The 21,108-nt window shown below is 45.7% G+C and carries 19 protein-coding genes and 1 pseudogene; 12 read left to right on the top strand and 8 right to left on the bottom strand.

What is annotated here, in order from left to right; genetic code table 11:
• Positions 1–13 precede the first annotated feature (13 nt).
• Together CZ360_RS10540 and CZ360_RS10535 are read right to left on the bottom strand one after the other, a co-directional pair.
• Positions 14–1,360 (bottom strand): ABC transporter substrate-binding protein, encoded by a 1,347-nt coding sequence (locus tag CZ360_RS10540; RefSeq protein WP_077534163.1) that lies wholly within the window; start codon positions 1,358–1,360, stop codon positions 14–16.
• A gap of 187 nt (positions 1,361–1,547) precedes the next feature.
• The gene (locus CZ360_RS10535; protein WP_077534162.1) at positions 1,548–2,903 is read right to left on the bottom strand and encodes an ABC transporter substrate-binding protein; all 1,356 of its coding nucleotides are present in this window, start codon (positions 2,901–2,903) and stop codon (positions 1,548–1,550) included.
• 215 nt (positions 2,904–3,118) lie between these two features.
• Here CZ360_RS10535 and CZ360_RS10530 point away from each other — a divergent pair, with 215 nt between their 5' ends.
• The 3 genes from CZ360_RS10530 to CZ360_RS10520 all read left to right on the top strand — a co-directional run bounded on the left by CZ360_RS10530 (position 3,119) and on the right by CZ360_RS10520 (position 6,966).
• Positions 3,119–4,873 carry a cache domain-containing sensor histidine kinase gene (locus CZ360_RS10530; RefSeq protein ID WP_143530224.1) on the top strand — a complete coding sequence of 585 codons (1,755 nt, stop codon included), beginning with the start codon at positions 3,119–3,121 and terminating at the stop codon, positions 4,871–4,873.
• Complete coding sequence (locus CZ360_RS10525; protein WP_159438242.1) at positions 4,851–5,942, top strand: response regulator; 1,092 nt, start codon at positions 4,851–4,853, stop codon at positions 5,940–5,942. Before CZ360_RS10530 ends, CZ360_RS10525 begins: the two co-directional genes overlap by 23 nt.
• A gap of 127 nt (positions 5,943–6,069) precedes the next feature.
• Positions 6,070–6,966 carry a TolB family protein gene (locus tag CZ360_RS10520; RefSeq protein WP_077534159.1) on the top strand — a complete coding sequence of 299 codons (897 nt, stop codon included), beginning with the start codon at positions 6,070–6,072 and terminating at the stop codon, positions 6,964–6,966.
• 62 nt (positions 6,967–7,028) lie between these two features.
• On the opposite strand, the gene CZ360_RS10515 is transcribed toward CZ360_RS10520, so the two are convergent.
• On the bottom strand, positions 7,029–7,808 hold the full coding sequence (locus CZ360_RS10515; protein ID WP_077534158.1) for a GolD/DthD family dehydrogenase: 780 nt from the start codon (positions 7,806–7,808) through the stop codon (positions 7,029–7,031).
• A 280-nt stretch (positions 7,809–8,088) separates the two neighbouring features.
• Here CZ360_RS10515 and CZ360_RS10510 point away from each other — a divergent pair, with 280 nt between their 5' ends.
• Complete coding sequence (locus CZ360_RS10510; protein ID WP_077534157.1) at positions 8,089–9,132, top strand: LacI family DNA-binding transcriptional regulator; 1,044 nt, start codon at positions 8,089–8,091, stop codon at positions 9,130–9,132.
• A gap of 73 nt (positions 9,133–9,205) precedes the next feature.
• On the opposite strand, the gene CZ360_RS10505 is transcribed toward CZ360_RS10510, so the two are convergent.
• Positions 9,206–9,877: a sugar O-acetyltransferase gene (locus CZ360_RS10505; RefSeq protein WP_229408044.1), complete on the bottom strand. Its 672-nt coding sequence runs from the start codon at positions 9,875–9,877 to the stop codon at positions 9,206–9,208.
• Positions 9,878–10,148: 271 nt separating this feature from the next.
• Here CZ360_RS10505 and CZ360_RS10500 point away from each other — a divergent pair, with 271 nt between their 5' ends.
• From CZ360_RS10500 to CZ360_RS10485, 4 genes and pseudogenes are all read left to right on the top strand, one after another.
• Complete coding sequence (locus CZ360_RS10500; protein WP_077534156.1) at positions 10,149–10,604, top strand: MarR family winged helix-turn-helix transcriptional regulator; 456 nt, start codon at positions 10,149–10,151, stop codon at positions 10,602–10,604.
• Between the two features lie 196 nt (positions 10,605–10,800).
• Positions 10,801–12,132 (top strand): MATE family efflux transporter, encoded by a 1,332-nt coding sequence (locus tag CZ360_RS10495; RefSeq protein WP_077534155.1) that lies wholly within the window; start codon positions 10,801–10,803, stop codon positions 12,130–12,132.
• A 98-nt stretch (positions 12,133–12,230) separates the two neighbouring features.
• Entirely contained in the window at positions 12,231–13,271 is a 1,041-nt protein-coding gene (locus CZ360_RS10490) for an aldo/keto reductase (RefSeq protein ID WP_267872691.1), read from the top strand.
• A 20-nt stretch (positions 13,272–13,291) separates the two neighbouring features.
• Positions 13,292–13,618, top strand: a pseudogene (locus CZ360_RS10485) (carboxymuconolactone decarboxylase family protein).
• A 58-nt stretch (positions 13,619–13,676) separates the two neighbouring features.
• Here CZ360_RS10485 and CZ360_RS10480 read toward each other — a convergent pair.
• The gene (locus CZ360_RS10480; RefSeq protein ID WP_077534153.1) at positions 13,677–15,005 is read right to left on the bottom strand and encodes an MATE family efflux transporter; all 1,329 of its coding nucleotides are present in this window, start codon (positions 15,003–15,005) and stop codon (positions 13,677–13,679) included.
• Positions 15,006–15,214: 209 nt separating this feature from the next.
• The gene (locus CZ360_RS10475; RefSeq protein ID WP_077534152.1) at positions 15,215–15,427 is read right to left on the bottom strand and encodes a cold-shock protein; all 213 of its coding nucleotides are present in this window, start codon (positions 15,425–15,427) and stop codon (positions 15,215–15,217) included.
• Between the two features lie 598 nt (positions 15,428–16,025).
• Between CZ360_RS10475 and CZ360_RS10470 the strand changes: the two genes are divergently transcribed.
• From CZ360_RS10470 to CZ360_RS10460, 3 genes are read left to right on the top strand one after another with little or no spacing between them, the layout of a single operon-like run.
• On the top strand, positions 16,026–16,967 hold the full coding sequence (locus CZ360_RS10470) for an alpha/beta hydrolase (RefSeq protein ID WP_205411125.1): 942 nt from the start codon (positions 16,026–16,028) through the stop codon (positions 16,965–16,967).
• Entirely contained in the window at positions 16,954–18,207 is a 1,254-nt protein-coding gene (locus CZ360_RS10465; protein ID WP_077534151.1) for a hypothetical protein, read from the top strand. The genes CZ360_RS10470 and CZ360_RS10465 overlap by 14 nt, the downstream gene beginning before the upstream one ends.
• Before the next feature lie 14 nt (positions 18,208–18,221).
• Entirely contained in the window at positions 18,222–18,884 is a 663-nt protein-coding gene (locus tag CZ360_RS10460; RefSeq protein WP_077534150.1) for a DUF6320 domain-containing protein, read from the top strand.
• Between the two features lie 45 nt (positions 18,885–18,929).
• On the opposite strand, the gene CZ360_RS10455 is transcribed toward CZ360_RS10460, so the two are convergent.
• Positions 18,930–19,208, bottom strand: a complete 279-nt coding sequence (locus CZ360_RS10455) for a hypothetical protein (protein ID WP_077534149.1) — start codon at positions 19,206–19,208, stop codon at positions 18,930–18,932.
• 306 nt (positions 19,209–19,514) lie between these two features.
• The gene (locus CZ360_RS10450) at positions 19,515–20,342 is read right to left on the bottom strand and encodes a tyrosine-type recombinase/integrase (protein ID WP_077534148.1); all 828 of its coding nucleotides are present in this window, start codon (positions 20,340–20,342) and stop codon (positions 19,515–19,517) included.
• A gap of 257 nt (positions 20,343–20,599) precedes the next feature.
• On the opposite strand from CZ360_RS10450, the gene CZ360_RS10445 reads away from it, so the two are divergent.
• The gene (locus tag CZ360_RS10445; RefSeq protein ID WP_159438241.1) at positions 20,600–21,049 is read left to right on the top strand and encodes a DUF3592 domain-containing protein; all 450 of its coding nucleotides are present in this window, start codon (positions 20,600–20,602) and stop codon (positions 21,047–21,049) included.
• Positions 21,050–21,108: the final 59 nt, after the last annotated feature.

Below are 21,108 nucleotides of genomic sequence, written 5' to 3'. Positions count from 1 at the left end.
CAAGCTCTGTCTGTTAATAACCAGCATCCTCAATGATTTCACTGATTTCATCGCATACCTGATCGATGGTAGCCTGATAGTCGTCTCCGGCCAGCAAAGCATTCAACGGTTTCGCGCCGGTTCCTTCCGCATCCATTGTAGTATGGAACGGATAGAAGCTCTGAACCGGATAAATATTCGGATAAGAATTTTCCGCGTTCAGCCAAACATTCGCATATTCACGGACTAATTCACTGGTCATTACCTTTTCCTGCTGGGAAGCACGAATCGGGATGCATCCGTTGCCGCCTTCCGTATACAGGATGTCATTATTCTCATACCACCATTTCAGTACAGCCAATGTTTCTTCCGGATTTTCGGTTTGGTTAAATGCATGATAAGCCTGGAATGCAGACGCTATGTAGGGTTCTTCAACGGATGGGCCTTTAACCGGATTCATAACACCGATTTTATCCTGCATGTCCTCTGCAACCCAGGTCGGCGCGTTAGTTAGAATGACCGCCGTCTCGCCGGTATTCATCATCCGTTTGATGTCGTCGCCAGTATAGCTGATAACCGCTCTGCCGATATACCCTTTGTCATACATTTCCTTGATAATGCCCATGATTTCCGTATATTTATCACTCTGTAAATTTGGTTCAAGATCCTTTGTCAGAATAGAAGCTCCATTCGACATCATGAACAGGTCGTTGACGTTGGTAAGACTCGCAAAGTCAGAGCCTGCAAAGGCAAACGGCACTACCTCCGGATATTTGGCAAGCAGCTTATCGCAGACTTCCATAAATTCATCCCAGGTTGTCGGCAGTTCGGTAATCCCCGCGCCCTCAAATAATTCTTTGTTGTAGAACAGGCCGGTGCCGTCTTTTGAAAACGGAAGACCGATCAGTTCCCCATTAAAGGTTTCAAAATCAAATGCTGCTTGGCCAACCTCATCGACAATCGGACTGCCTTCCGCTACCCAAGCGTCATAAATCGGCATCAAATCCAGCGCTTCACCCATGTCGGCGTACTGGATACAACCGGTCGAGGCTTCACAGGCAATATCCGGCGCTGTCTTAGACACGACCGCAGTCAGGAAGGTGTCATAGTAGTTGTCCCACGCCACCATCGAAGTTTCAACTTTAATTCCTTTTCCGTCAATGTTTTCGTCTGTTGCCCGCTGCGCCTGCTTCTTCAACGCTCCCTCATAAGCGTCGCCGCCCCAGTTGCATTCCCAGATCGTCACGGTTGGTCCTTCACCCGCCGCTACATTGGAAGCTGCATTTCCGGTACTGGAAGTGCCGCCGCCAGCTTTTTCGCCACAGGATGCCATGCCTAATACCATGACCTGTGCCAACAGCAAAGCGAATAATTTTTTCATAGTGTTCCCTCCAATTTTAATCGAATTTGGATGTTTTTTAGCATGGCTTTAGTATATCATTCGTAAATACGCTGGTAAATGGATTTAATTTTGGGTAATTTTTGGACAATTTTATAAAACGCCTTCATGAATTAGAAAAAAGTGCAAAAAAATCACCCCTGCTTACCGCAGGGATGATTTTCAGTTGCTATGGCTCCTGATACTGATCCATAATTTTCTGGAGCGCCTTGTCCGCCTTGGAAAGCACCTCGATGACATCTCCGCCCTCCATAATTTGTTTGGAAATCGTCCAGAGAATTTCACTGTCCAAGTAAGAATCAAAGGTATGCAGTGTTGCAAAGGGATAGGTATAAATCCTTCCGTGTTCCTGTATCCTATCAACCGCCTGCTTCAATTCCTCATCGTCCTCCAGAACTTTTTCCAGATAGGAGGAACGGATCGGCAGCAGAGCCCCGGTTGACCCGCGGTTAAACAGCGGTTCGTTGTTCTCAATCAGCCATTTGAGAAAGTTCCTGGTTTCTTCCGGATACTCCGTTGTGCTGAACCCGTGATAAGCCTGCGGCGCATTGGCTGTATGGCCGTACATATTGTTGTTGCCAGCAATATTGACAATGGTACCGCATAATGCGTACATGTCCGTCAGATACAGGTTTAGGTTCACTTCGCATAAAAACATGCAGGCCTTGTCATTGAGGAACGCCTTCTGATTTTCTTCGTCCGTCCCGACGGAACCAATCAGTTCATCCTGTACCCATTGACTGAGATAAGCCAGCGCATCTCGGTTCAGGCTGGAATCCAAGCCCGATTGATATTTATTTGTTACAGCCACACCACCGCTCGCCTCAATGAAAAAGGTAGTCAGCTTTACATAATCCGCATTTGTCTCGGTATTGGCTAAAAACGGGACTTTGTCAGGATATCGTTTCTGTAAAATATACAAAGTGTCGGTTAAATCAGAAAGCGTTCCGGGTATCTCGGTGATCCCCGCGTCCTCGAAAAAATCTTTCCGATAAACAACCGTTTTAAAGTCCATTCCAAACGGAAGGCCAACCAGCTTGTCATGGTAGGTAAAGTAATCGAAATATTCCTGATCGATCTCCTCCAAAATAGAGCTTTCCTCTGTCCTCCATTCATCGAGAATCGGGGTAAGATCCAGCGCATAGCCCTTACTGGCATACTGAATCGCCTGCGGCATGGCGCTGGAGCAAAGATCCGGTTCATCCCCGGCAGCCACGCTCTGCAGATAATATTCATAATACCCGTCCCAGGAAATCATCGTCGGATTCACCTGTACATTGAGCTTGTTTTCACTGTTATATCTGCTCACTAGCTGTTCTACCGCAGTCCGGTATTCGAATTTCTGGCTCCACTCTGCCTCCCAGAATTCCAGTTGGATCTTGGCCGCATCCGGGCCGGCAGGATTAGCCGGCTGAACGTCATTTGTCTTTGTGCCGCAGCTGATTGTTGTCAGGAAAAAGGCAGAAATGAGCAAGGTAGCACTGCATTTCTGAAACCTCAAAACGGTTTTTCTAAAATTTTTCATTGACTTTCCCCCGCGATTTGCTAAACTATAAGTATATGATAACAAAAAATCACATAATTTTCAATGAGTTTATTGTTATATTGTCTCAATTTGTGTCGAAAATGTACACATTTTCTTGCTGTCAAAAAGCAATAAAAAAAGCCCGTAAAAACGGGCAAACAGGCTATGTTAATATCGAACGAAAATGTGTACTAATTCTTGCGGGGTGAAGCGATTTGTTTCAACGAATTAAAATGAACTTTTCTGCCAAAGTAGTAGCCATCGTCCTGTTATGCATTATTGTCCCACTGACAATCACGCTGGTTGCCTCCTATTCCGCCTACCGCTATCTTGTGATTCAGGAAGCTAAAAATTCCACCAAACAAAATGTCGATTTTATCACAGAATACATCAATTCCTCCTTCAATACCATCTATGAAAACCTAACCGTTTTTGCGGAATCTAATGATATTGAAAAAATAATTGCTGTGGAGCACCTTTCCAACGCCGAGCAGACGCAGCTGCAGGACAACCTGGTCAACTTCTGCTATAACTATTCAGTTTATTCGAATGCTTACATCAGCAGCAATGCCCAGAAGTCCCTGTACAGTGCCTACAGCGAAACCAAGGGACGCGCCAAATATGACGACGTCATTCATTCAGATTGGTACAGAGATGTTAACGGCACCTATGATTACGCTGTGCTTCACTATCCTTTGGGTTCTTCCGAATCCCTTTCCTGTGTGAAAGTAATCCGCAGTACGACCGACTTTCAGTGTCTTGGCTACTGCATGGTAAAGCTGCGGCTGTCCTATCTTGATTCTGCCTTTTCGCTTTGTCACAGCTCCATCGGAGAATTTTATTGCGTCACTGATCAAGGCAGGATTCTGTGTTCTACATCGGAACAGGTTGACCCTAACATTGATTTTTCCGCGCTTTCCTATACTCCCAGCTTCGAAAATATCGGCGGAAAAATAACCTATTGCCAAAAGATTTCACAGTCAAATTTATATATTGTCGGCGTATTCCCAACCAGCATTCATAAGCTTTCTGTTATTTATCCCTTTTATATCGGCTTAATCATCGCTGTATTATGCCTTGCTGGAAGTATCCTTGTCTCAGTGCTGATGATTCGAAAATTCCTCCGGCCTATCCACGTCTTGGCAGAAGAAATGGAGGATTCCGACCTGGATTCCCTGAAACCTGTTTTACTCTCCGGCAGGAAGGACGAGGTGGGAATGCTGGAAGAAAAATATAACGAGATGATTATGCGCTTTAATGATATGATTGACACCCAGTACCGGGCTGTTCTCAGTGCCCAGGAAGCGCAGCTTAAGGCCATGCAGCTCCAAATCAACCCGCACTTTGTCAATAATACCCTGCAGATGATCGGCGGAATTGCAGTGGAGCACGGCATGATGGATGTTTATGATCTGATCCGCTCCTTCTCCGGGATGTTCTACTATTGCTTAAAATTCAAGGGGAATATCGTTATGCTGCGGGATGAATTGAAATACCTCGACGACTATATTAAAATCCAGCAGGCTCGGTTTCCCAATAAATTTCAGTATGTAACAGAGATCGATCCGAGCACAGAAGCTCTGGAAATCCCGAAAATGGCTCTCCAGCCGCTCATGGAAAACTGCTTTGTCCATTCCTTTTCCCACATGAAATCCGGCTGGCGGATTTCGGTAACATCTCATCGGTTTGGAGACCGTTATGAGGTTTCTGTCGTTGATAACGGGATTGGGATCAGCCGCGAACAGATCGAACAGCTTCAGGAAGCACTAATGCACGAAAATATCAATGACCCATTTAACATTACAACCAGTATTGGCCTGCAAAATGTCAATATCCGGATAAAAATATTATACGGCGATTCCTACGGCCTGCGTATCCTAAGCCCGGAATCGGGCGGAACCAGAGTTACGCTTTCATTACCAGCTAAGAATGGAGATGGAAAATCAAATGATAAAATTACTGATTGTTGATGATGAAATTGCATCCATTAAAATTATTAAGGCATTTCTGGATTTTGAAAAATATGATATCTGCCTAATTGGGGAAGCGGAAAACGGTGTGGAGGCAATGAACTACATTCAGTCTGCGAACTGTCCGGATATCATCATCACTGATATGAATATGCCTCTGATGGATGGAATTTCCCTCCTTCAGTATCTGATCGACTGCCAGCTCAGTATTAAAACCATTGTCATCAGCGGCTATTATGATTTTCCTTATACCCACGCAGCGATCAAGGCGAACGTCCATGATTATCTTCTCAAGCCCGTCGATCCGGAAAAGCTCAATGCCGCAGTAAAAAGCTGTGCCGAGGAAATACAGGAGGCACAGCAGGTAGTAGTGGGTTATCAGTCTCCCAGTATACAGATTGATCTGCAAACTTATCAGGCCATCCTCAAACAGGTAGACGCTTTGTGTTCTATGCTGAATCACGGAAGCGAGACGCATATTAATCGCCAGCTCCAGAGTATACGAGAAATGCTTCGGGAACATCCTCAGCCGGAAAAAACCGCAAGGCTGGCCTATAAGCTGGGAAGCGAGGCCCTGCTGCATTACTGCATTGAAGGAAACTATCCGCCCGGCCAGATTGATTCCACCGCTTATGACTCTGACAGCAAGGCGCTTTCTGTCGACGGAATGATAGATCACTTGTCTGGGCTATACCGCACTGTATACAAGCAGGTTCAGGGACGGAAAGAGAAAGCATCTGTAAAAACCTCTTTGGAGGAAATTCATGCCTATATCGGGGATAGCTATCGCAAAAATATCCGTTTAGAGAGTATTGCAGATAAATTCTTTGTCAACAAGGAGTATCTATCCACCCTGTTCCACAAAAAATACGGCGAAACGATCAGTGAATATATCATCCGCTTGAAAATGGAGGATGCAAAACGGCAGCTCCAATATTCAGATAATACGATCAACAATATCGCTTCCTCCCTTGGCTATACCGACCCATGCTATTTTAATCGTCAGTTTAAAAAATATGCTGGTGTATCACCAGGAAAGTACCAAAAAGAGCATTCCCGAAGGCGCTGATATTTAGTCGGCGCCTTCTTTTTAAAATGATCCAAGGGAAAAATTTAAAATTTTCTATATTCATTTTTTCTTGACTCTGGTATGATGGAATTAATCAAATTATGGATGATCAGAAGGAGGCAATCATATGAAAACTGCAGGCGAAAATGCGATGGATCTGAAGCGGATATTTGACCGTGACGTAATCAGCATACTCGAGCTGCTGGATATCAATACCGGAGAGACAACATCGCTCCAACGCTTTGATTATCTGATCGAGGCGCCGTCTTTCCGTTCCGAGGACGAAATTATCTTTAATTCCAGAGGACACATCTTTTCCTATCGGATTTCCAGCCAATCGCTGTTCGAGGTAAATACCGGATACTGCGTCAACTGCAATAACGACCACGTCCTTTCTCCGGACAAAACCAGAATCGCCGTATCCCATCAGACCCAGGAAGACTGGCAATCCCGGATCTATATCATCGATCTTACAGGAAAACAACCTCCCCGTCTGATCACACCAATGGCTCCAAGCTATCTGCATGGCTGGAGTCCGGACGGAGCTACACTAGCCTACTGTGCCGAGCGAGATTCAGAATATGATATTTATACCATCCCGGCTGATGGAGGCTGTGAAAAACGGCTGACTGCCACTCATGGGCTGAACGATGGGCCGGAGTATTCGAGCGACGGGAACTATCTTTACTTTAATTCTGTTCGGAACGGGCTGATGGACTGCTACCGAATGAATCCAGACGGAACATCGGTTTTCCGCCTGACAGACAACGGCAGAAACAACTGGTTCCCGCATATTTCTCCTGACCAGAAAACGGTCGCCTATATCTCCTATGATCCCAAAGAGGTAGCAGCTGGCGATCATCCTGCAAACAAGCACGTGGAAATCCGCGCAGTAAATCCCGATGGTACCAATGACCGCGCCATCCTAAAATTTTTCGGCGGACAGGGCTCCCTAAACGTGAATTCCTGGATGCCGGATAGTGTACATCTTGCCTTTGTACGCTACGAGCTCAAAACAAAATAAAAAAACCTCTCAATCAGGCAGAAAAGCCGCTCCAGGTGGGAGCGGCTTTTCTGCCTTTTGCTTTATTGAATGGTAAAACCACCGTCAATGACAAGGTTTTCACCGGTAATCATATTAGATTCATCACAGGACAGGAATAGAATCGCCGCTGCGATTTCATCCGCTTCCGCAAACCGGTTTGCCGGAATCGCTTTGAGCATCCGTTCCTTTACTTCCCCCTGCCACGCGCGCTCACCTAAAACAGTACGCACAACCGTTGGCGCCACGCCGTTGACATTGATTCCAAATTCTGCCCATTCCAGGGCGAGCACCTTGATCATTCCGATCATAGCGGCTTTGCTCATGGTATATCCAATATGCTTATCAATGGCAATGAAGCCCGCCTGCGAGGTAACGCATACGATCTTTCCGCCCTTTCCCTGTTCAATCATTACCTGCCCGATCTTCTGGGTCAGCCGGAACGCACCAATCGCATTAACATTGATCTGATTTTCGACCAGCCTGACGTCAATGTCCTCTGCGTTGTCCAGATCAACGCGCCCGGCAACATTTGCGAGAATATGTACCTCTCCAAAGGTCTTCAGCGTTTCCCGGACAACATTTTCCACATCATCCTGACTTGTCAGGTCTGCATGCACGCCTATTGCCCTGACTCCAAATTCCTTCTCTAAATCTTCGGCCACCTGCGGAACATCGTCCTTGACGTCAACCAGGACTAGGTTCGCACCCTTTCTGGCATACATTCTAGCTGTCTCCAGCCCGATTGCTCCAGCGCCCCCTGTTACGACGGCTGTTTTCCCTGTGAGGTCAAATTCCCCTGTTACCGGTTTATACTGAATCATTTTCTCGCCCTCCTAAATATTTATTATTTGTTTAGTTATATTTAGATTTTATATCCAAATATAACTTTTGTAAATACCCAATACTATACAATTTTCCGGTTCCATATTTGGCTTTATTTACCAGTCAAAAATACTAAAATCAAATGATTTTTCTTATTTCAATTTATTGAAATATTTTTCTAAATATTACTAAACAGTTCAATAAACCATTGACATTCTATTCTGTTTTCTTTATACTATTAATAATAAAATGATTATTTGAAAAAGGAAGAGGTTCATCATGACTAACCGTGAAATTGCACAGCATCTGGGTATATCTCCTGCCGGGCTATCCTTAGTCATTAACCATAAACCGGGAATTTCGGAGGCAACCCGTACAAGAGTCCTGGCGCAGCTTCAGGAAATGGGATATGGCTTTTTGATTAAAAAACCGCTCACCGCCACAAGCAGCAACCTGTGCTTTATCATCTACAAACGGCACGGCGAAATTTTGGATCTCCATCCTTTTTTTCTGTTACTAATGGAAAATATTGAAACGCACGCGCGTTCCCTCGGATATAATATACTGCTTTGTACCATTGACAAACGTCAGCCAATCGAGCCGCAGCTCAGTCATATCAAGGAAATGGATGCCCAAGGCGCAATCCTTTTCGCAACAGAGATGCAGGATGAGGATATGGAGCCATTTCAGGGTCTTCCTTTTCCCATTGTAGCACTTGATCATGATTTTACCCGGCTTCCCTGCAACACGATTTCTATTAACAATCAGATGGGTACCTTTCAGGCGATTGAATATCTGGTCAAGATGGGACATACCCGGGTTGGGTACCTGAAAAGCAGCATTCGGATAAGCAGCTTTGAGGAGCGTCAGCAGGGTTACGAAAACGCCCTTCTGTATTTCGGATGTCGGCTCTCCGCCTCAGATATCCTGGAGGTTCATTATACGGAGGAGGGATGCTGCCGGGATATGAAACAGTATTTGGAGACGCATTCCGGTTCTGGCCTGCCCGGGGCTTTTGTCTGCGATGACGACACCATTGCCGCGGGCGCTGTGCGGGCATTTTCTGAGTATGGCTACAAAGTACCGGAAGATTTCTCTATCATCGGATTTAACGACCGTCCTATCTGCGAAATGACTGCTCCGCCGCTTACTTCTGTTAATGTGTCCAAACATGCGATGGCGGTAGAGGCAGTAGATGAATTAATCCGCCTGATCCAAAGCCAGGATCATATCACTGCTGAAACGCGATCCAGGAAAATTCGGATCGGCACAAAGCTAGCAATCCGTCAATCTGTTGCATACAGAAACAGTCCCCAAAAATAAAATCAGAGGGCGCCATTGAAAATCAATGGCGCCCTCTGATTTTTTGCCGAATGCAGTATCTGCCGGCCAGGCGCTATTCTATCACCTGATTGTCTGCCAGAATCTCCGGTTTATATTTCATACTGTCTTTTTCCGTAATCTCGCGGATCACCGTACAAGGATCCCCAGCGGCAAAGCTATTCGGCGGGATATCCTTTACTACAACGCTTCCCGCGCCAATCACACAGCCGTCTCCGATCGTAACGCCGGAACAGACCACTACATTAGCTCCCAGCCAGCAATGATTGCCGATATGCACCGGCTTTGCATAGCAAAGACGCTTGATATTGCCGTCTTTATCCCGAATTTCATCCCGTTCATTGGGCAGCATCGGATGGATCGGAGTGACGATGGTGATATTCGGCCCAAAGTTGCAGTGGTCGCCAATCGTAACAGCCGCGTCATCCTGCACCGTCAAATTAAAGTTTGCAAAGAAATTTTTTCCAATCCTGGTATGCACTCCATAATGGAAAAAAATTGGCCCTTGCATAAAGCCTCCGGGGCCGATCTCTCCAACAATTTGCCGGATCAATTCCTGCCGTTTTTCCACCTCGTCCTCATATGTCCGGTTGTAGTCCAGGTTCAGATTATGGGTGCGCAGCTTTATTTTTTTCAGCTCCGGATCAGCCGGGCTGAACAGCACCCCGGCCATAATTTTTTCTTCTTCTGTCATCGTTATCACCATACTTTCCTTATGCTGGGGCATCTTTTAAGCCATCCCGACTTTTGTAAAACAGCAGATACCTCCTATTCTTACCTATTATCATATCGCAATGACAGAAGAAATACAATACGCGATTTAAAATATTTCTGTCCTGCGAAATCCAAACTAACTCCATCGGAATATCCTCCTATGTTCCCCATGCTTTTAGAAAAATTGTTTTCAATCCGACCCTTGACAAACAGTAAAATATTCCCTATAATACAAATAGTCCGAATTAGTACTTTATGAAACCGGACTATCAGGAGGAGCATAAATGGAGTATGACCCATCATCGGAAGGAAGTATCGAGGCTTACCGGGCCACCTGCAAAGATTCTGAAAGCATTTATGCCCAGTGCGCAAAATGCTGCGGATTATCCGAAGCGGAATACTGGATTTTGCTGATGCTTCACGAAGGTGTCGATACGCAAAGCGGCATCAGCGAACAGCTTTTTATCAGCAAACAGACTGTAAATTCAGCCTGCAAGCAGTTGATTAAAAAGGGGCTGGTTCATCTCGAAACGCTGGAGCATAATCTGAGGACAAAAAAAATCGTTTTCACAGAAGCCGGCACCGCATTTGTAGAAGAACATATCAGCAGTGTTGACAGGATAGAAGAAGCTGTCTGGAATATGATGCCCGCAGAGGAACGGATGATGCTGATACACCTTACCCGAAAGTATAACCGGCTCATGAAGGCGGAGCTACAACAGTACCGGAAAACAAAATAGTTTGGTCATCGGAGGACCTGTGGTCGCAACCGCAAGGTCGATAAGATGTCGAGTGCGCTCGGTTATTTCGATAGCCGGGCATTTTTTTAACCAAATCGGTTGGCTGCAATAGACTTTACGCAGCCAAGAATATACCGTATTCCAATTCTACAAGAAAGGAGTGCTTTCGACTGCTCGAAGGCTATCGTCTTAACAAATGAGAATCCAATTATCTGAACACTTTACCTATCCAAAATTGCTGCGTTTCGTTTTTCCGTCAATTATTATGATGATCTTTACCTCTATTTATGGTGTTGTCGACGGCCTGTTTGTCTCCAACTTCGTGGGAAAGACGCCCTTTGCGGCGCTGAATCTGATTATGCCGCTGCTCATGATCCTGGGCGCGCTGGGTTTCATGATCGGTACCGGCGGGAGCGCTATTGTCTCCAAAACGCTGGGAGAAGGAAAAAAAGAAAAGGCAAACGAATATTTTTCCATGCTGGTTTATGTCACTATCGTCGGAGGACTGATTTTAACTGTCGTCGGCTTGATCTGGATTCGCCCAATCGCAATTGCAATGGGAGCGGATGACGCCATGGTCGAGGACTGCGTCCTGTATGGAAGAATTCTCCTGGTTTCCCTGACTGCCTTTATGCTCCAGAACGTTTTTCAGAGCTTTCTGATTACTGCCGAAAGACCGCGTCTGGGCCTGGCGGTTACCGTTGCCGCCGGGGTGACAAATATTTTCCTGGATTTTCTGTTTATTGTCGTGTTCCATTGGGGGTTGGCAGGCGCTGCAATCGCAACGGCAATTAGCCAGGCTGTGGGCGGAGTGATTCCGATGATCTACTTCTTTTCCAAGAACAGCAGCCTGCTCCATCTGACAAGAGCAAAATGGCATGGCAGAATTTTAATAAAGGCCTGCACGAACGGTTCCTCTGAGCTAATGACCAACATTTCCATGTCCATTGTCAATATCCTATATAACTTCCAGCTTATGAATCTTGCCGGCGAGGACGGAATTGCGGCATATGGGGTCATTATGTATGTAAACTTCATCTTTGTCTCTATTTTTATCGGATATTCCATCGGCTGCGCTCCCATTGTCGGCTACCATTATGGTGCGGCCAACCACGCTGAACTGAAAAGTCTTTTCCGTAAGAGCCTAACCTTTATCGGTTTAACAGGTTTTCTGCTGACTGTCCTGGCCCTTTCCCTGTCCCCATGGCTTTCCAAGCTATTTGTCGGATACGACCCTGTACTGTATGAAATGACAAATCATGGTTTCCGGCTGTATGCCCTGTCTTTCCTGGCGAGCGGGTTCAGTATCTTTGGTTCGGCGTTTTTCACCGCTCTGAGCAATGGAGCCGTATCCGCAGCTATCTCATTTTTGAGAACCCTGGTTTTCCAGATTGTTGTCGTGATGATTTTACCGATTTTCCTGGGAATTGATGGGATTTGGCTGGCTATCGTGGTGGCAGAGGCAATGGCACTGATTGTGACAATTGTTTTCTTTGTCATCAAAAAAGAAAAATACCACTATCTGTAAGTTCCTTCAAAAAGCTTTTGAGGCTGCCTTGATTCTCAGACGAACATATGGGTAAGATGGGAGAGTGAAAAGAGGTGTGGTGATCGGAACTTCGTGTCCTGAATCATTTTTTAATGGCTGCCAGGGAGGAAAAGATCATCCGGGCCGCGCAGCTTTTACATGTCACACAGCCAACACTTTCCCGTCAGCTCATGCAGTTGGAGGCAGAGCTCGGCGTCAAGCTGTTCCGGCGCGGCCAGCACAGCTGGACGCTGGAGGAAGGACAATCCCGTGAGATCATCAAGCGCGGCCTGGAGCTCGGCGTAAACTTTTATGATACTGCAATTGCCTATCAAAACGGTACCAGCGAGGAATATGTCGGCAGGGCGCTCCGGGACTTTGCCCGGAGGGAGGATGTCGTGGTAGCGACAAAATTCCTCCCGCGCACAGAAGAAGAAATTCAAAACAAAATCAGCGGACAGCAGCATGTTGCAAGAATGCTCGACCAAAGCCTTTCCCATCTTGGCATGGATTATGTAGACCTGTATATCTACCACATGTGGGACTACCATACGCCATTATACGAAATTATGGAAGGGATGACCCAAGCGGTTAAGTCCGGAAAGGTAAGGGCAATCGGGATTTCTAACTGCTACGCCTATCAGCTTGCCAAAGCAAACGCGCTGGCAGAACGGGAAGGCTTTACCAAATTCGTATCGGTGCAGGGGCATTACAACCTGATCTTCCGGGAGGAGGAACGAGAGATGACCCGTCTATGTCGTGAAGACCATATCGCGATGACTCCTTACAGCGCGCTGGCCGGCGGCCGGCTATCCAGACGTCCCGGCGAAACCAGCAGGCGTCTTCAGGAGGACAGCTATGCTAAGTTCAAATATGACAAAACGGCAGAACAGGATCGTGTGATTATCAACCGCGTGGCAGAGCTTGCTGACAAGCGCGGCGTCTCCATGACGGAAATTGCCCTTGCATGGCTGTTGACAAAGACAGATTCCCCGGTGGTCGGGGCGACAAAGCTACAGCATATTGAGGACGCAGTCAGAGCGGCAGACCTTTCTCTCTCCCAGGAAGAGATGACCTATCTGGAAGAGGCATACCTCCCGCACCGGCTTGTGGGCGTCATGGCACAAAACAATCAATAGAGAAAAAAGAGAGAACAGAAATGTCAGAGAAAAAAGTCACAGCCGGAAGAGACGCGCTGGGAGATTTCGCTCCCAAATTTGCGGAATGAAACGACGATATTCTATTTGGAGAGGTATGGTCAAGGGAAGAACAGCTTTCCCCCAGAGACCGCAGCCTGATTACTGTTACGGCGCTGATGACAAGCGGTATTCTGGATTCCTCCCTAAAATTCCACCTGCAAAGGGCAAAGGAAAATGGGGTCACAAAAACGGAAATCGCCGAAGTGCTGACCCAGCTTGCTTTTTACAGCGGCTCGCCCAAGGCGTGGGCGGCCTTTTATATGGCAAAAGAAGTCTGGGAGGACTAAGCATACAGAAGCAAGAGCGGGATGATGTCTAGCATCATCCCGCTCTTTTTTTCCGTATTTAATTGATTGCCTTATATTCTTTCCATTTCCCGCTTTTATAACGAATCACAAACGCAACAGACCGGGCTAACCAATCCATTCCCATTGCAATCCACACCCCAATGATTCCAAGATTCAGCACCATCCCAAACAAAACGGCGGTGCCAAGACGGAATACGATCATAGAACCGACTCCAACATACATGGTAAATTTGGCGTCCCCAGCCGCCCGCAGGCTATTCGACAGGTTAAAGGAGGTTTGATGAAGCAAAATTGCCAGAATGTTATGCATGATAATCAAAAAACAGCTCAGACGGTAGGTCTGGTCAGACAGCTCATAAATCTGCAGAATCAAGGGCAGGGATACACAGACAAGCACACCCAGAACCGCCGTGGCAAGATAAGAAATCTTCATCAGCTTCCAGGTATATGCCTTCGCCTGCTCATATTCATCCGCGCCGACACACTGCCCTACAACAGTAACCATAGCCAGGTTTACTGCATTCACTACCACAATGGCAATCATGTCCACACTGTTTGCAACGCCGTTTGCCGCGATCTGGACTGTCCCAAACAATGCCACAATGCTGGTTACCAACACTCTTCCCAACGCAAACAGGCCGTTTTCTATCCCATTTGGTACAGCGATCCGCAATATCCTCCTGATCGTTTCCCGATCCCATCTGCAAATATCTTTCCACCGCACGAAAACCGTATTGGACTCTCTGAACGCCAGCGCCGACATTAAAATCCCGGCTACAATGCGAGAAATCAGGGTCGGTACCGCCACCCCGGCAACGCCAGCGTGGAATACAAAAATTCCCACTGCGTTCCCCGCCACATTGATGGCATTCATCAAAAGCGAAACATACATCGTTACATTTGTCTTGCCCATCGAGCGGAACAACGCCGCGGAAGAATTATAGATACCGAGAAACGGAAAAGAAAAGGCGGTAATGACCAAATAGGTAGCAGCCGCTTCCATTACATCGGCTTCGATTGATCCAAAAAATAATTTCAAAATTCCATGATGAAAAACAGTACAAACAGCCATAATCACCGATGAAATCAAAAAAGTGATAACTAATAGCTGGCTGGCGGACAGGTTCGCCTTTGTCCTATCGCCGCTGCCCAAAAACTGCGATACAATCACAGCGCCGCCTGTCGCAACTGCTGTTAAAATGGTAATGATCATGTAGCAGAACATATCTACCAGCGCTACGCCAGAAATTGCCGCTTCGCCCGCATAGGAGACCATCGCAGTATCCGCCATGCCAACCAGCATGACCAGCACCTGCTCAATAACCAGCGGAATAATTAATTTCTTTAATGCTTGGTTTGAAAACAATACTCTTCTTCCTCTCACGATTGTCAAATATCTTCCCATTCTGTATCTTTTATTATAAGACTGAATCTCTGTCAAAGCAAATACCTTATTTGTATTTCCACCCATGCCTGAAAAGCATTTGTAAGCGCTGCAAACCGAATACCGTTATAGCAAAAGGAGCGGGAAACAAAATTGTTTCCCGCTCCTTCATGTTCTGCCAAAGACAAAAACTATGCTATGCAAACATTAACCGCTCTCAGCTTGCGGCTGTTTTTCGGATCAGTTTCGGTATCATAGGTTACCTTCTGACCTTCTTCGAGAGATTTAAAGCCATCGCCTAAAATTGCTGAGAAATGCACGAATACATCTTCCCCGCCATTATCGTTGGAAATAAATCCATAGCCTTTTTCTGAGTTGAACCATTTTACTGTACCGTTATTCATAATCGGGTACCTCCAAAAAAATATTTGTACCCAAATAAAACAAAACTCACAAGCTCAGCGAATCATCTAACTAACAATGATCTGCAAACTTGTGAGAACATAGCAATTATCTTGAATACATTTATAGTATATCACCTTTTATTTCGTTTGTCAAATAAAAGTTTACCGAAATTCGTACAAATTAAAATGGGGGTTCCTTGTGAATCATTTTTTCGTATGGTATAATAACGTTAAACGGATCGTTTAACGTCCCAAAAAACGGCTCTCAGAGCGAACTCTTTCGTGCCTTGCGGCACCGCCGTTTTTATCCCGGCGGCTTCATGACATATATAATATTAAACGTAAACGGATCGTTTAACGTCCCAAAAAACGGCTCTCAGAGCGAACTCTTTCGTGCCTTGCGGCACCGCCGTTTTTATCCCGGTGGCTTCATGACATATATAATATTAAACGTAAACGGATCGTTTAACGTCCCCAAAAACGGCTCTCAGAGCGAACTCTTTCGTGCCTTCCGGCACCGCCGTTTTTATCCCGTCTTCTTTATGGTATAATAAATAAACAAGAAACATTTCCTCCGTTCCAAGAGAAAGGAATTTATATGGCAATCAACAAATTTATGCGTCTTGCACTGAAAGCATTGTCCTATCCTGATATCGATATCCGTAAAACCTATCAGCTACAGCGTTCTATCCAGCATCTGAAGGCACCGAAGCTCCTGCCGCCGAATCACAATTGGCAGGATCATGTGGTTCACACAGGCGGCAGGGATATTTTGACGCGCATTTATACTCCGAAGCAAAACGCAGAGGAAAACACACTGCTCTTTTTTCATGGCGGCGGATGGGTAACCGAAAGCATCGACACCTATCACAAAGTCTGTTCTGCTCTGGCAGACGCCACACAGAGCAAGGTTATTTCAGTAGAATACCGTTTGGCGCCGGAAAGCCCGTTCCCGGAGGGATTAGAAGACTGCTATGCTGTAGCGCGGGAGCTGTTCCTGCACCCCGTGCAGTTTGGATTTGACCCTCATAGCGTGACCCTGGTCGGAGACAGCGCCGGTGGGAATCTTACCGCGGCTGTTTCACTGAAGGCGCGGGATATCGGGGAGTTTTCGATTCCCCGTCAAATTTTGATCTATCCTGCCACTTACTATGACCACAGCGTCAGCTCGCCGTTTCCATCTGTGATCGAAAACGGAAGCGACTATCTTCTGACCTCAAAACGAATCTGCGAATATATCGATCTTTACAAACGCGATGACGGCGATTTAAAAAGCCCTTATTTTGCCCCGCTGTTGGCGGAGGATTTTTCCAACCAGCCGGACACTCTGCTGATCACAGCCGAATACGATCCTCTGCGCGACGAAGGAGAGGCTTACGGCAGAAAGCTTTGGGAGGCCGGGAACCGGGTAGAAGTCCACCGTATGAAGGACGCGCTGCACGGTTTCATGAGCCTGGGAATCGGTTATGTCCATGTCCGCCGCGCGCATGAGCTGATTAACGCATTTTTAAATGGGAGCGAAAAAAATGAGTCAAACTAATCGCTGGCTGAAGCTGGATAATGCCGGGAAAATTTTTCCGGCTACCAGCAGCAGACGGGAAACTGGTGTGTTCCGTTTTTCCTGTGAGCTGAATGAGCCTGTACAGGAAGAGGTTCTACAGCATGCACTGGAAAAAACGCTGGCCCAGTTTCCGCACTTCTTATATATTCTGAGGAGCGGCCTGTTCTGGTACTATCTCGAAGCAAGCGAGCTGAAGCCGAAATGTCACATAGAGAATACCGGCGTCTGCTCCCAGCTATTCTACCGGAACAAACGGCATCTTTTATTTGACGTCAGTTATTTCCATAACCGAATTAACCTGGAAACCTACCACGCCCTCGCGGATGGTACCGGCGTTATGCAGTTTCTGAAATACCTCGTCTGTTCCTATCTGGCTGAGACACATCCTGAGGCTGTCAGACAGGAGCTTGCGGATGAGATCTCCCCCGTTCCGATTTCAGCCCGTGCCGAGGACAGCTTTAAAAAGTATTATAAGAAAATCCGAAAGGATAGGCCGAAGCTTCCGGGCCACGTATACCACCTGACTGGGATGCATGCGGAAAATTATGTGATCACCGAAGGCCTGATGTCCTGCAGTGCCGTTCTTAGGCTGGCTAAGTCTTATCATACCTCCCTTACCATTTTTCTCTGCGCGCTTCTGATTCTGTCTATCCGTCAGGAAATGGTTCTGTACAATGAGAAAAAGCCGATTGTGATTACCGTCCCAGTGAACCTGCGGCAGTATTTTTCTTCCGACACGATGCGGAATTTTTTTGGAAATATCCGCGTTGCCTATCAGTTTGGACATGGAAAGGACGAACTGGAGGATTTGATTGCTTCCTTAAAAGCTTCCTTTGAACAGGGGCTTACTGAAGAGAATCTCAGAAGCATTATCAGCGGATATATGTCGATTGAGAGAAATCCATTTGTCAAAGTGGTTCCGCTGTCAGTCAAAAACTTCTTCCTGAGAATTGCGCGGCGGATGTCCAATTCCGGGGAAACGATGGTAGTTTCCAATATTGGAAAAACACAGCTTCCGCAGGAAATATTGCCATATGTCCACCATATGTCTGTATTCGCCAGCACCACCCGGCTCCAAGCCTGCATCTGTACCAGCGGGGATGTGCTGTCTGTCGGCTTCAGTTCCAGCTTTGAGGATACCGATATCCAGCGCAGCTTCTTCCGTCTTCTCGCGGGCATGGGCGTGGAGATCGAGATAAAGAGTAATACCTCTGATTGAGAGGAGAGTTTAAAATGCTTTATTGCAAGCCCTGCAACGTCAAAGTGTCAGGGATTCACGAACACTGCCCCCTTTGCGGCGGAAACCTTTCCGGCGACACAGAGGAAACACGCAGCTACCCGGTGATTCCTCCTAATCCCAACCGGACAAAGCGGATCATCCAAATCATTTCCACAGCCGCAGTCAGCGCGGCGATTATCTGTTTTGCGATTAATCTGCTGATTCCGTCCGAAACCTGGTGGTCTCTATTTGCCGCGTTAGGATTAGGCTGCGGCTGGCTTTGGGCAGTGATCGGTATTATCAAAAAGGCCAAGCTGTTAAACAACATTGTTTGGCAATGCTTTTTAATTTCAGCGCTTGCTTTCCTTTGGGATGTGCTCACCGGCTGGCGCGGCTGGTCGGCGGATTTCGTCTTTCCCTCGGTCTGCATCGGCGCAATGCTCGCGGTGCTGATTCTGTCAAGAGTGCTCCGGCTCCCAGACAAGGAATATCTGATCAACCTGATTGTCTGTGCGGTTATGGGAATTATTCCGTTGGTATTTCTGTTTACCGGCCTTTTGGAAGTGATAATTCCATCCGTCATCTGTGTGGCCGTAAGCTTGATTTTAATTTCGGTACAGCTTATTTTCAACTGGAAGGCCATGTACCGTGAAATCACAAAGAAGCTGCATCTTTGATAATTTGATAAGTTTATCAAAGATGCAGCTTCTTTTACCATCAAATTATTTCCCATCTGTTCCTGTTTTCCCCAGCTGCCGGCTGCACATGATATAATTCAAAGCCTGTTCCTCTGTTTCAAAGGCAACTGCTTCCTGTGTAATATACCGCGCCGCCTCGTTCCATTCTTCCAGACTGTACACAGATGGATCTATTTGTGATACCGCGCACTGCACAAACAGCAGATTTTCTGGATTATGCAAATCAGAAAGATAGAGGCATCCGCTTTTCGCCGCAATATATTCCAGCAAATCCAGTTCCTTATTCTGTCTTTTTGACATCATTTATATTCCCTCCCGGTTTCAAATCGTTTCTGACCTGATTCTTTCAGGCTGAACAACATAATGATAATTATGTTGTTCTCTTGTGCTAATCAACTGTATGATAAAGACTGATTTCTCCCGGAAATATTTATTTTTTCGAACAGAGGCAGCAACAAGTTAAACCGGAAATTTTTCCAGTAATTTCCGGTTTATTTCCCTGCAATTTTCTAATTTATCCCTTGCCGGCTCTTGCTAAATTCAACAGAATATGCTATTATTTTTATGTAAACAAAATATTTCTTTTTCCAATTAACAACATAATTATCATTATGTTGTTAATATTTTTTGTACCTGTTCTATCTGCCGAAGGTACCGGTATCCGGTTTCCATGGTATAAATCCGGGTAGTGTTAATACTACTGTGCCCCAGCACATCCGCCAGCTTGACAATATCCTTTTCTACGCTGTAAAATGTCCGCGCAAACAGATGGCGCAGATTATGAGGAAAAACCTTTTCGGGCAGCACCCCTGCTTTGCTGCAGAGAGCTTTCATCTCCCGCCAAATATTGCTTCGGTTTAAAAGTTTTCCATTTCTGCTTACAAAAATCGCTCCGGCTTTCCGGCCGGATTTTTTTATATATTCTTTTAACAGCCTTTGCAGCGGTATGGGAATAAAGACAATCCGCGTCTTATTTTTGCAGCTCACAACAGCTTTCCCTTTCTGAACCGCTTCCACTGTAAAATATTGAAGCTCGCTTACCCTAATCCCCGTTGCGCAAATAGTTTGGAGAATGAGGGAAAGACGAGTGTTTTTTGCCGCCTTGACCAGGCGCTGGTATTCTGATCTGCTCAGTTCCCTTTCCTCGGCAGCAAAAATCTGTCTCTGGATTTTGAGCAGCTTGACACAGCAATCCGGTTTTCCGATAAAGCGCAGATAGCAGTTGATCGCAGCCAGCATAGAGTTGACACTGGCGGCCATATACTGCCCGGAAAGATGCTCTTTATAGCTAATAGTAAGCTCTTTTGTAACCTCCCTCTCCGCAAGATATTCAAAAAAAGTGCGGATATCACGAGCATACTTGTCGATGGTTGCATTGCTTTTTTCTTCTCGCTTCAAATACTCTTTAAATGTTGAAATACAGGTTTGTTGGTACATAGCACGACTCCTTTGCTAAATGTTATCATTATCATCTCCCATTTTTATTTTACTATAACTATTTTTTGCATAGTCGATTTTGAACTTTTTAAAAACATGTACTGGATCAGCCGTACAGCAGAAATTTGAAAAAGTTTCCAGCCGGTTAACTTTTTATCGTTGTGAAACAGCAGAAAAAAATGACGGTATTGATGTGATATGATATAATGTGGATATGAAAGAATCGAAAATTTGACATTATTGAAGGAGGCCATAATTTGAGTGTAATTGAAAAAATACTGATATATGGCATATGTTTTCCTTTATTGTTTTGCGGCGTTGGTGGCTTTTTTGCACGAAATGGATATATACATTTTAAGGAAAAAATAGATAAAAAACGCAGATGTTTAACACAAACAATGGGAAAAATTGTAGACATAAGCAGTATGACAACTACAGTAAATCATAAGCGTCGCATAAGTTATTTCCCAACATACGAGTATGTTGTCAACAATGAAATTATCCGCATTGAAGTGAAAATGGGAACAAGCCGTTGTCAATATAAAATCGGTGATGAGGTGCAGATTTGGTATGATGCAGTCTCACCTCATTATAGCTATATTGACAGCTATAAAGAAGATTCTATAACTGCAATCGTTTGTTTGGTATTAGGCAGCTTCGCTGTTCTTGGTGGTTTGTATGTTGGAATTACGGCGTGTCTGGGTTAAACAATCACTGCTTATCGGTAACAACATAATTTTGGAGGGCAAGAAGAATCGAAATGGTA

It is taken from the genome of Massiliimalia massiliensis, assembly GCF_900155615.1.
GTDB classification, from domain to species: domain Bacteria; phylum Bacillota; class Clostridia; order Oscillospirales; family Ruminococcaceae; genus Massiliimalia; species Massiliimalia massiliensis.
Note: the sequence above shows the minus strand (reverse complement) of the source record. Positions and strands in the feature narration are given on the sequence as shown.

Bases quoted from the DNA above. Each gene is read 5' to 3' on its own strand.
- CZ360_RS10540 (WP_077534163.1), bottom strand. From the start codon at position 1,360: ATGAAAAAATTATTCGCTTTGCTGTTGGCACAGGTCATGGTATTAGGC.
- CZ360_RS10535 (WP_077534162.1), bottom strand. From the start codon at position 2,903: ATGAAAAATTTTAGAAAAACCGTTTTGAGGTTTCAGAAATGCAGTGCT.
- CZ360_RS10525 (WP_159438242.1), top strand. From the start codon at position 4,851: ATGATAAAATTACTGATTGTTGATGATGAAATTGCATCCATTAAAATT.
- CZ360_RS10520 (WP_077534159.1), top strand. From the start codon at position 6,070: ATGAAAACTGCAGGCGAAAATGCGATGGATCTGAAGCGGATATTTGAC.
- CZ360_RS10515 (WP_077534158.1), bottom strand. From the start codon at position 7,808: ATGATTCAGTATAAACCGGTAACAGGGGAATTTGACCTCACAGGGAAA.
- CZ360_RS10510 (WP_077534157.1), top strand. From the start codon at position 8,089: ATGACTAACCGTGAAATTGCACAGCATCTGGGTATATCTCCTGCCGGG.
- CZ360_RS10505 (WP_229408044.1), bottom strand. From the start codon at position 9,877: ATGCCCCAGCATAAGGAAAGTATGGTGATAACGATGACAGAAGAAGAA.
- CZ360_RS10500 (WP_077534156.1), top strand. From the start codon at position 10,149: ATGGAGTATGACCCATCATCGGAAGGAAGTATCGAGGCTTACCGGGCC.
- CZ360_RS10495 (WP_077534155.1), top strand. From the start codon at position 10,801: ATGAGAATCCAATTATCTGAACACTTTACCTATCCAAAATTGCTGCGT.
- CZ360_RS10475 (WP_077534152.1), bottom strand. From the start codon at position 15,427: ATGAATAACGGTACAGTAAAATGGTTCAACTCAGAAAAAGGCTATGGA.
- CZ360_RS10470 (WP_205411125.1), top strand. From the start codon at position 16,026: ATGGCAATCAACAAATTTATGCGTCTTGCACTGAAAGCATTGTCCTAT.
- CZ360_RS10465 (WP_077534151.1), top strand. From the start codon at position 16,954: ATGAGTCAAACTAATCGCTGGCTGAAGCTGGATAATGCCGGGAAAATT.
- CZ360_RS10460 (WP_077534150.1), top strand. From the start codon at position 18,222: ATGCTTTATTGCAAGCCCTGCAACGTCAAAGTGTCAGGGATTCACGAA.
- CZ360_RS10455 (WP_077534149.1), bottom strand. From the start codon at position 19,208: ATGATGTCAAAAAGACAGAATAAGGAACTGGATTTGCTGGAATATATT.
- CZ360_RS10450 (WP_077534148.1), bottom strand. From the start codon at position 20,342: ATGTACCAACAAACCTGTATTTCAACATTTAAAGAGTATTTGAAGCGA.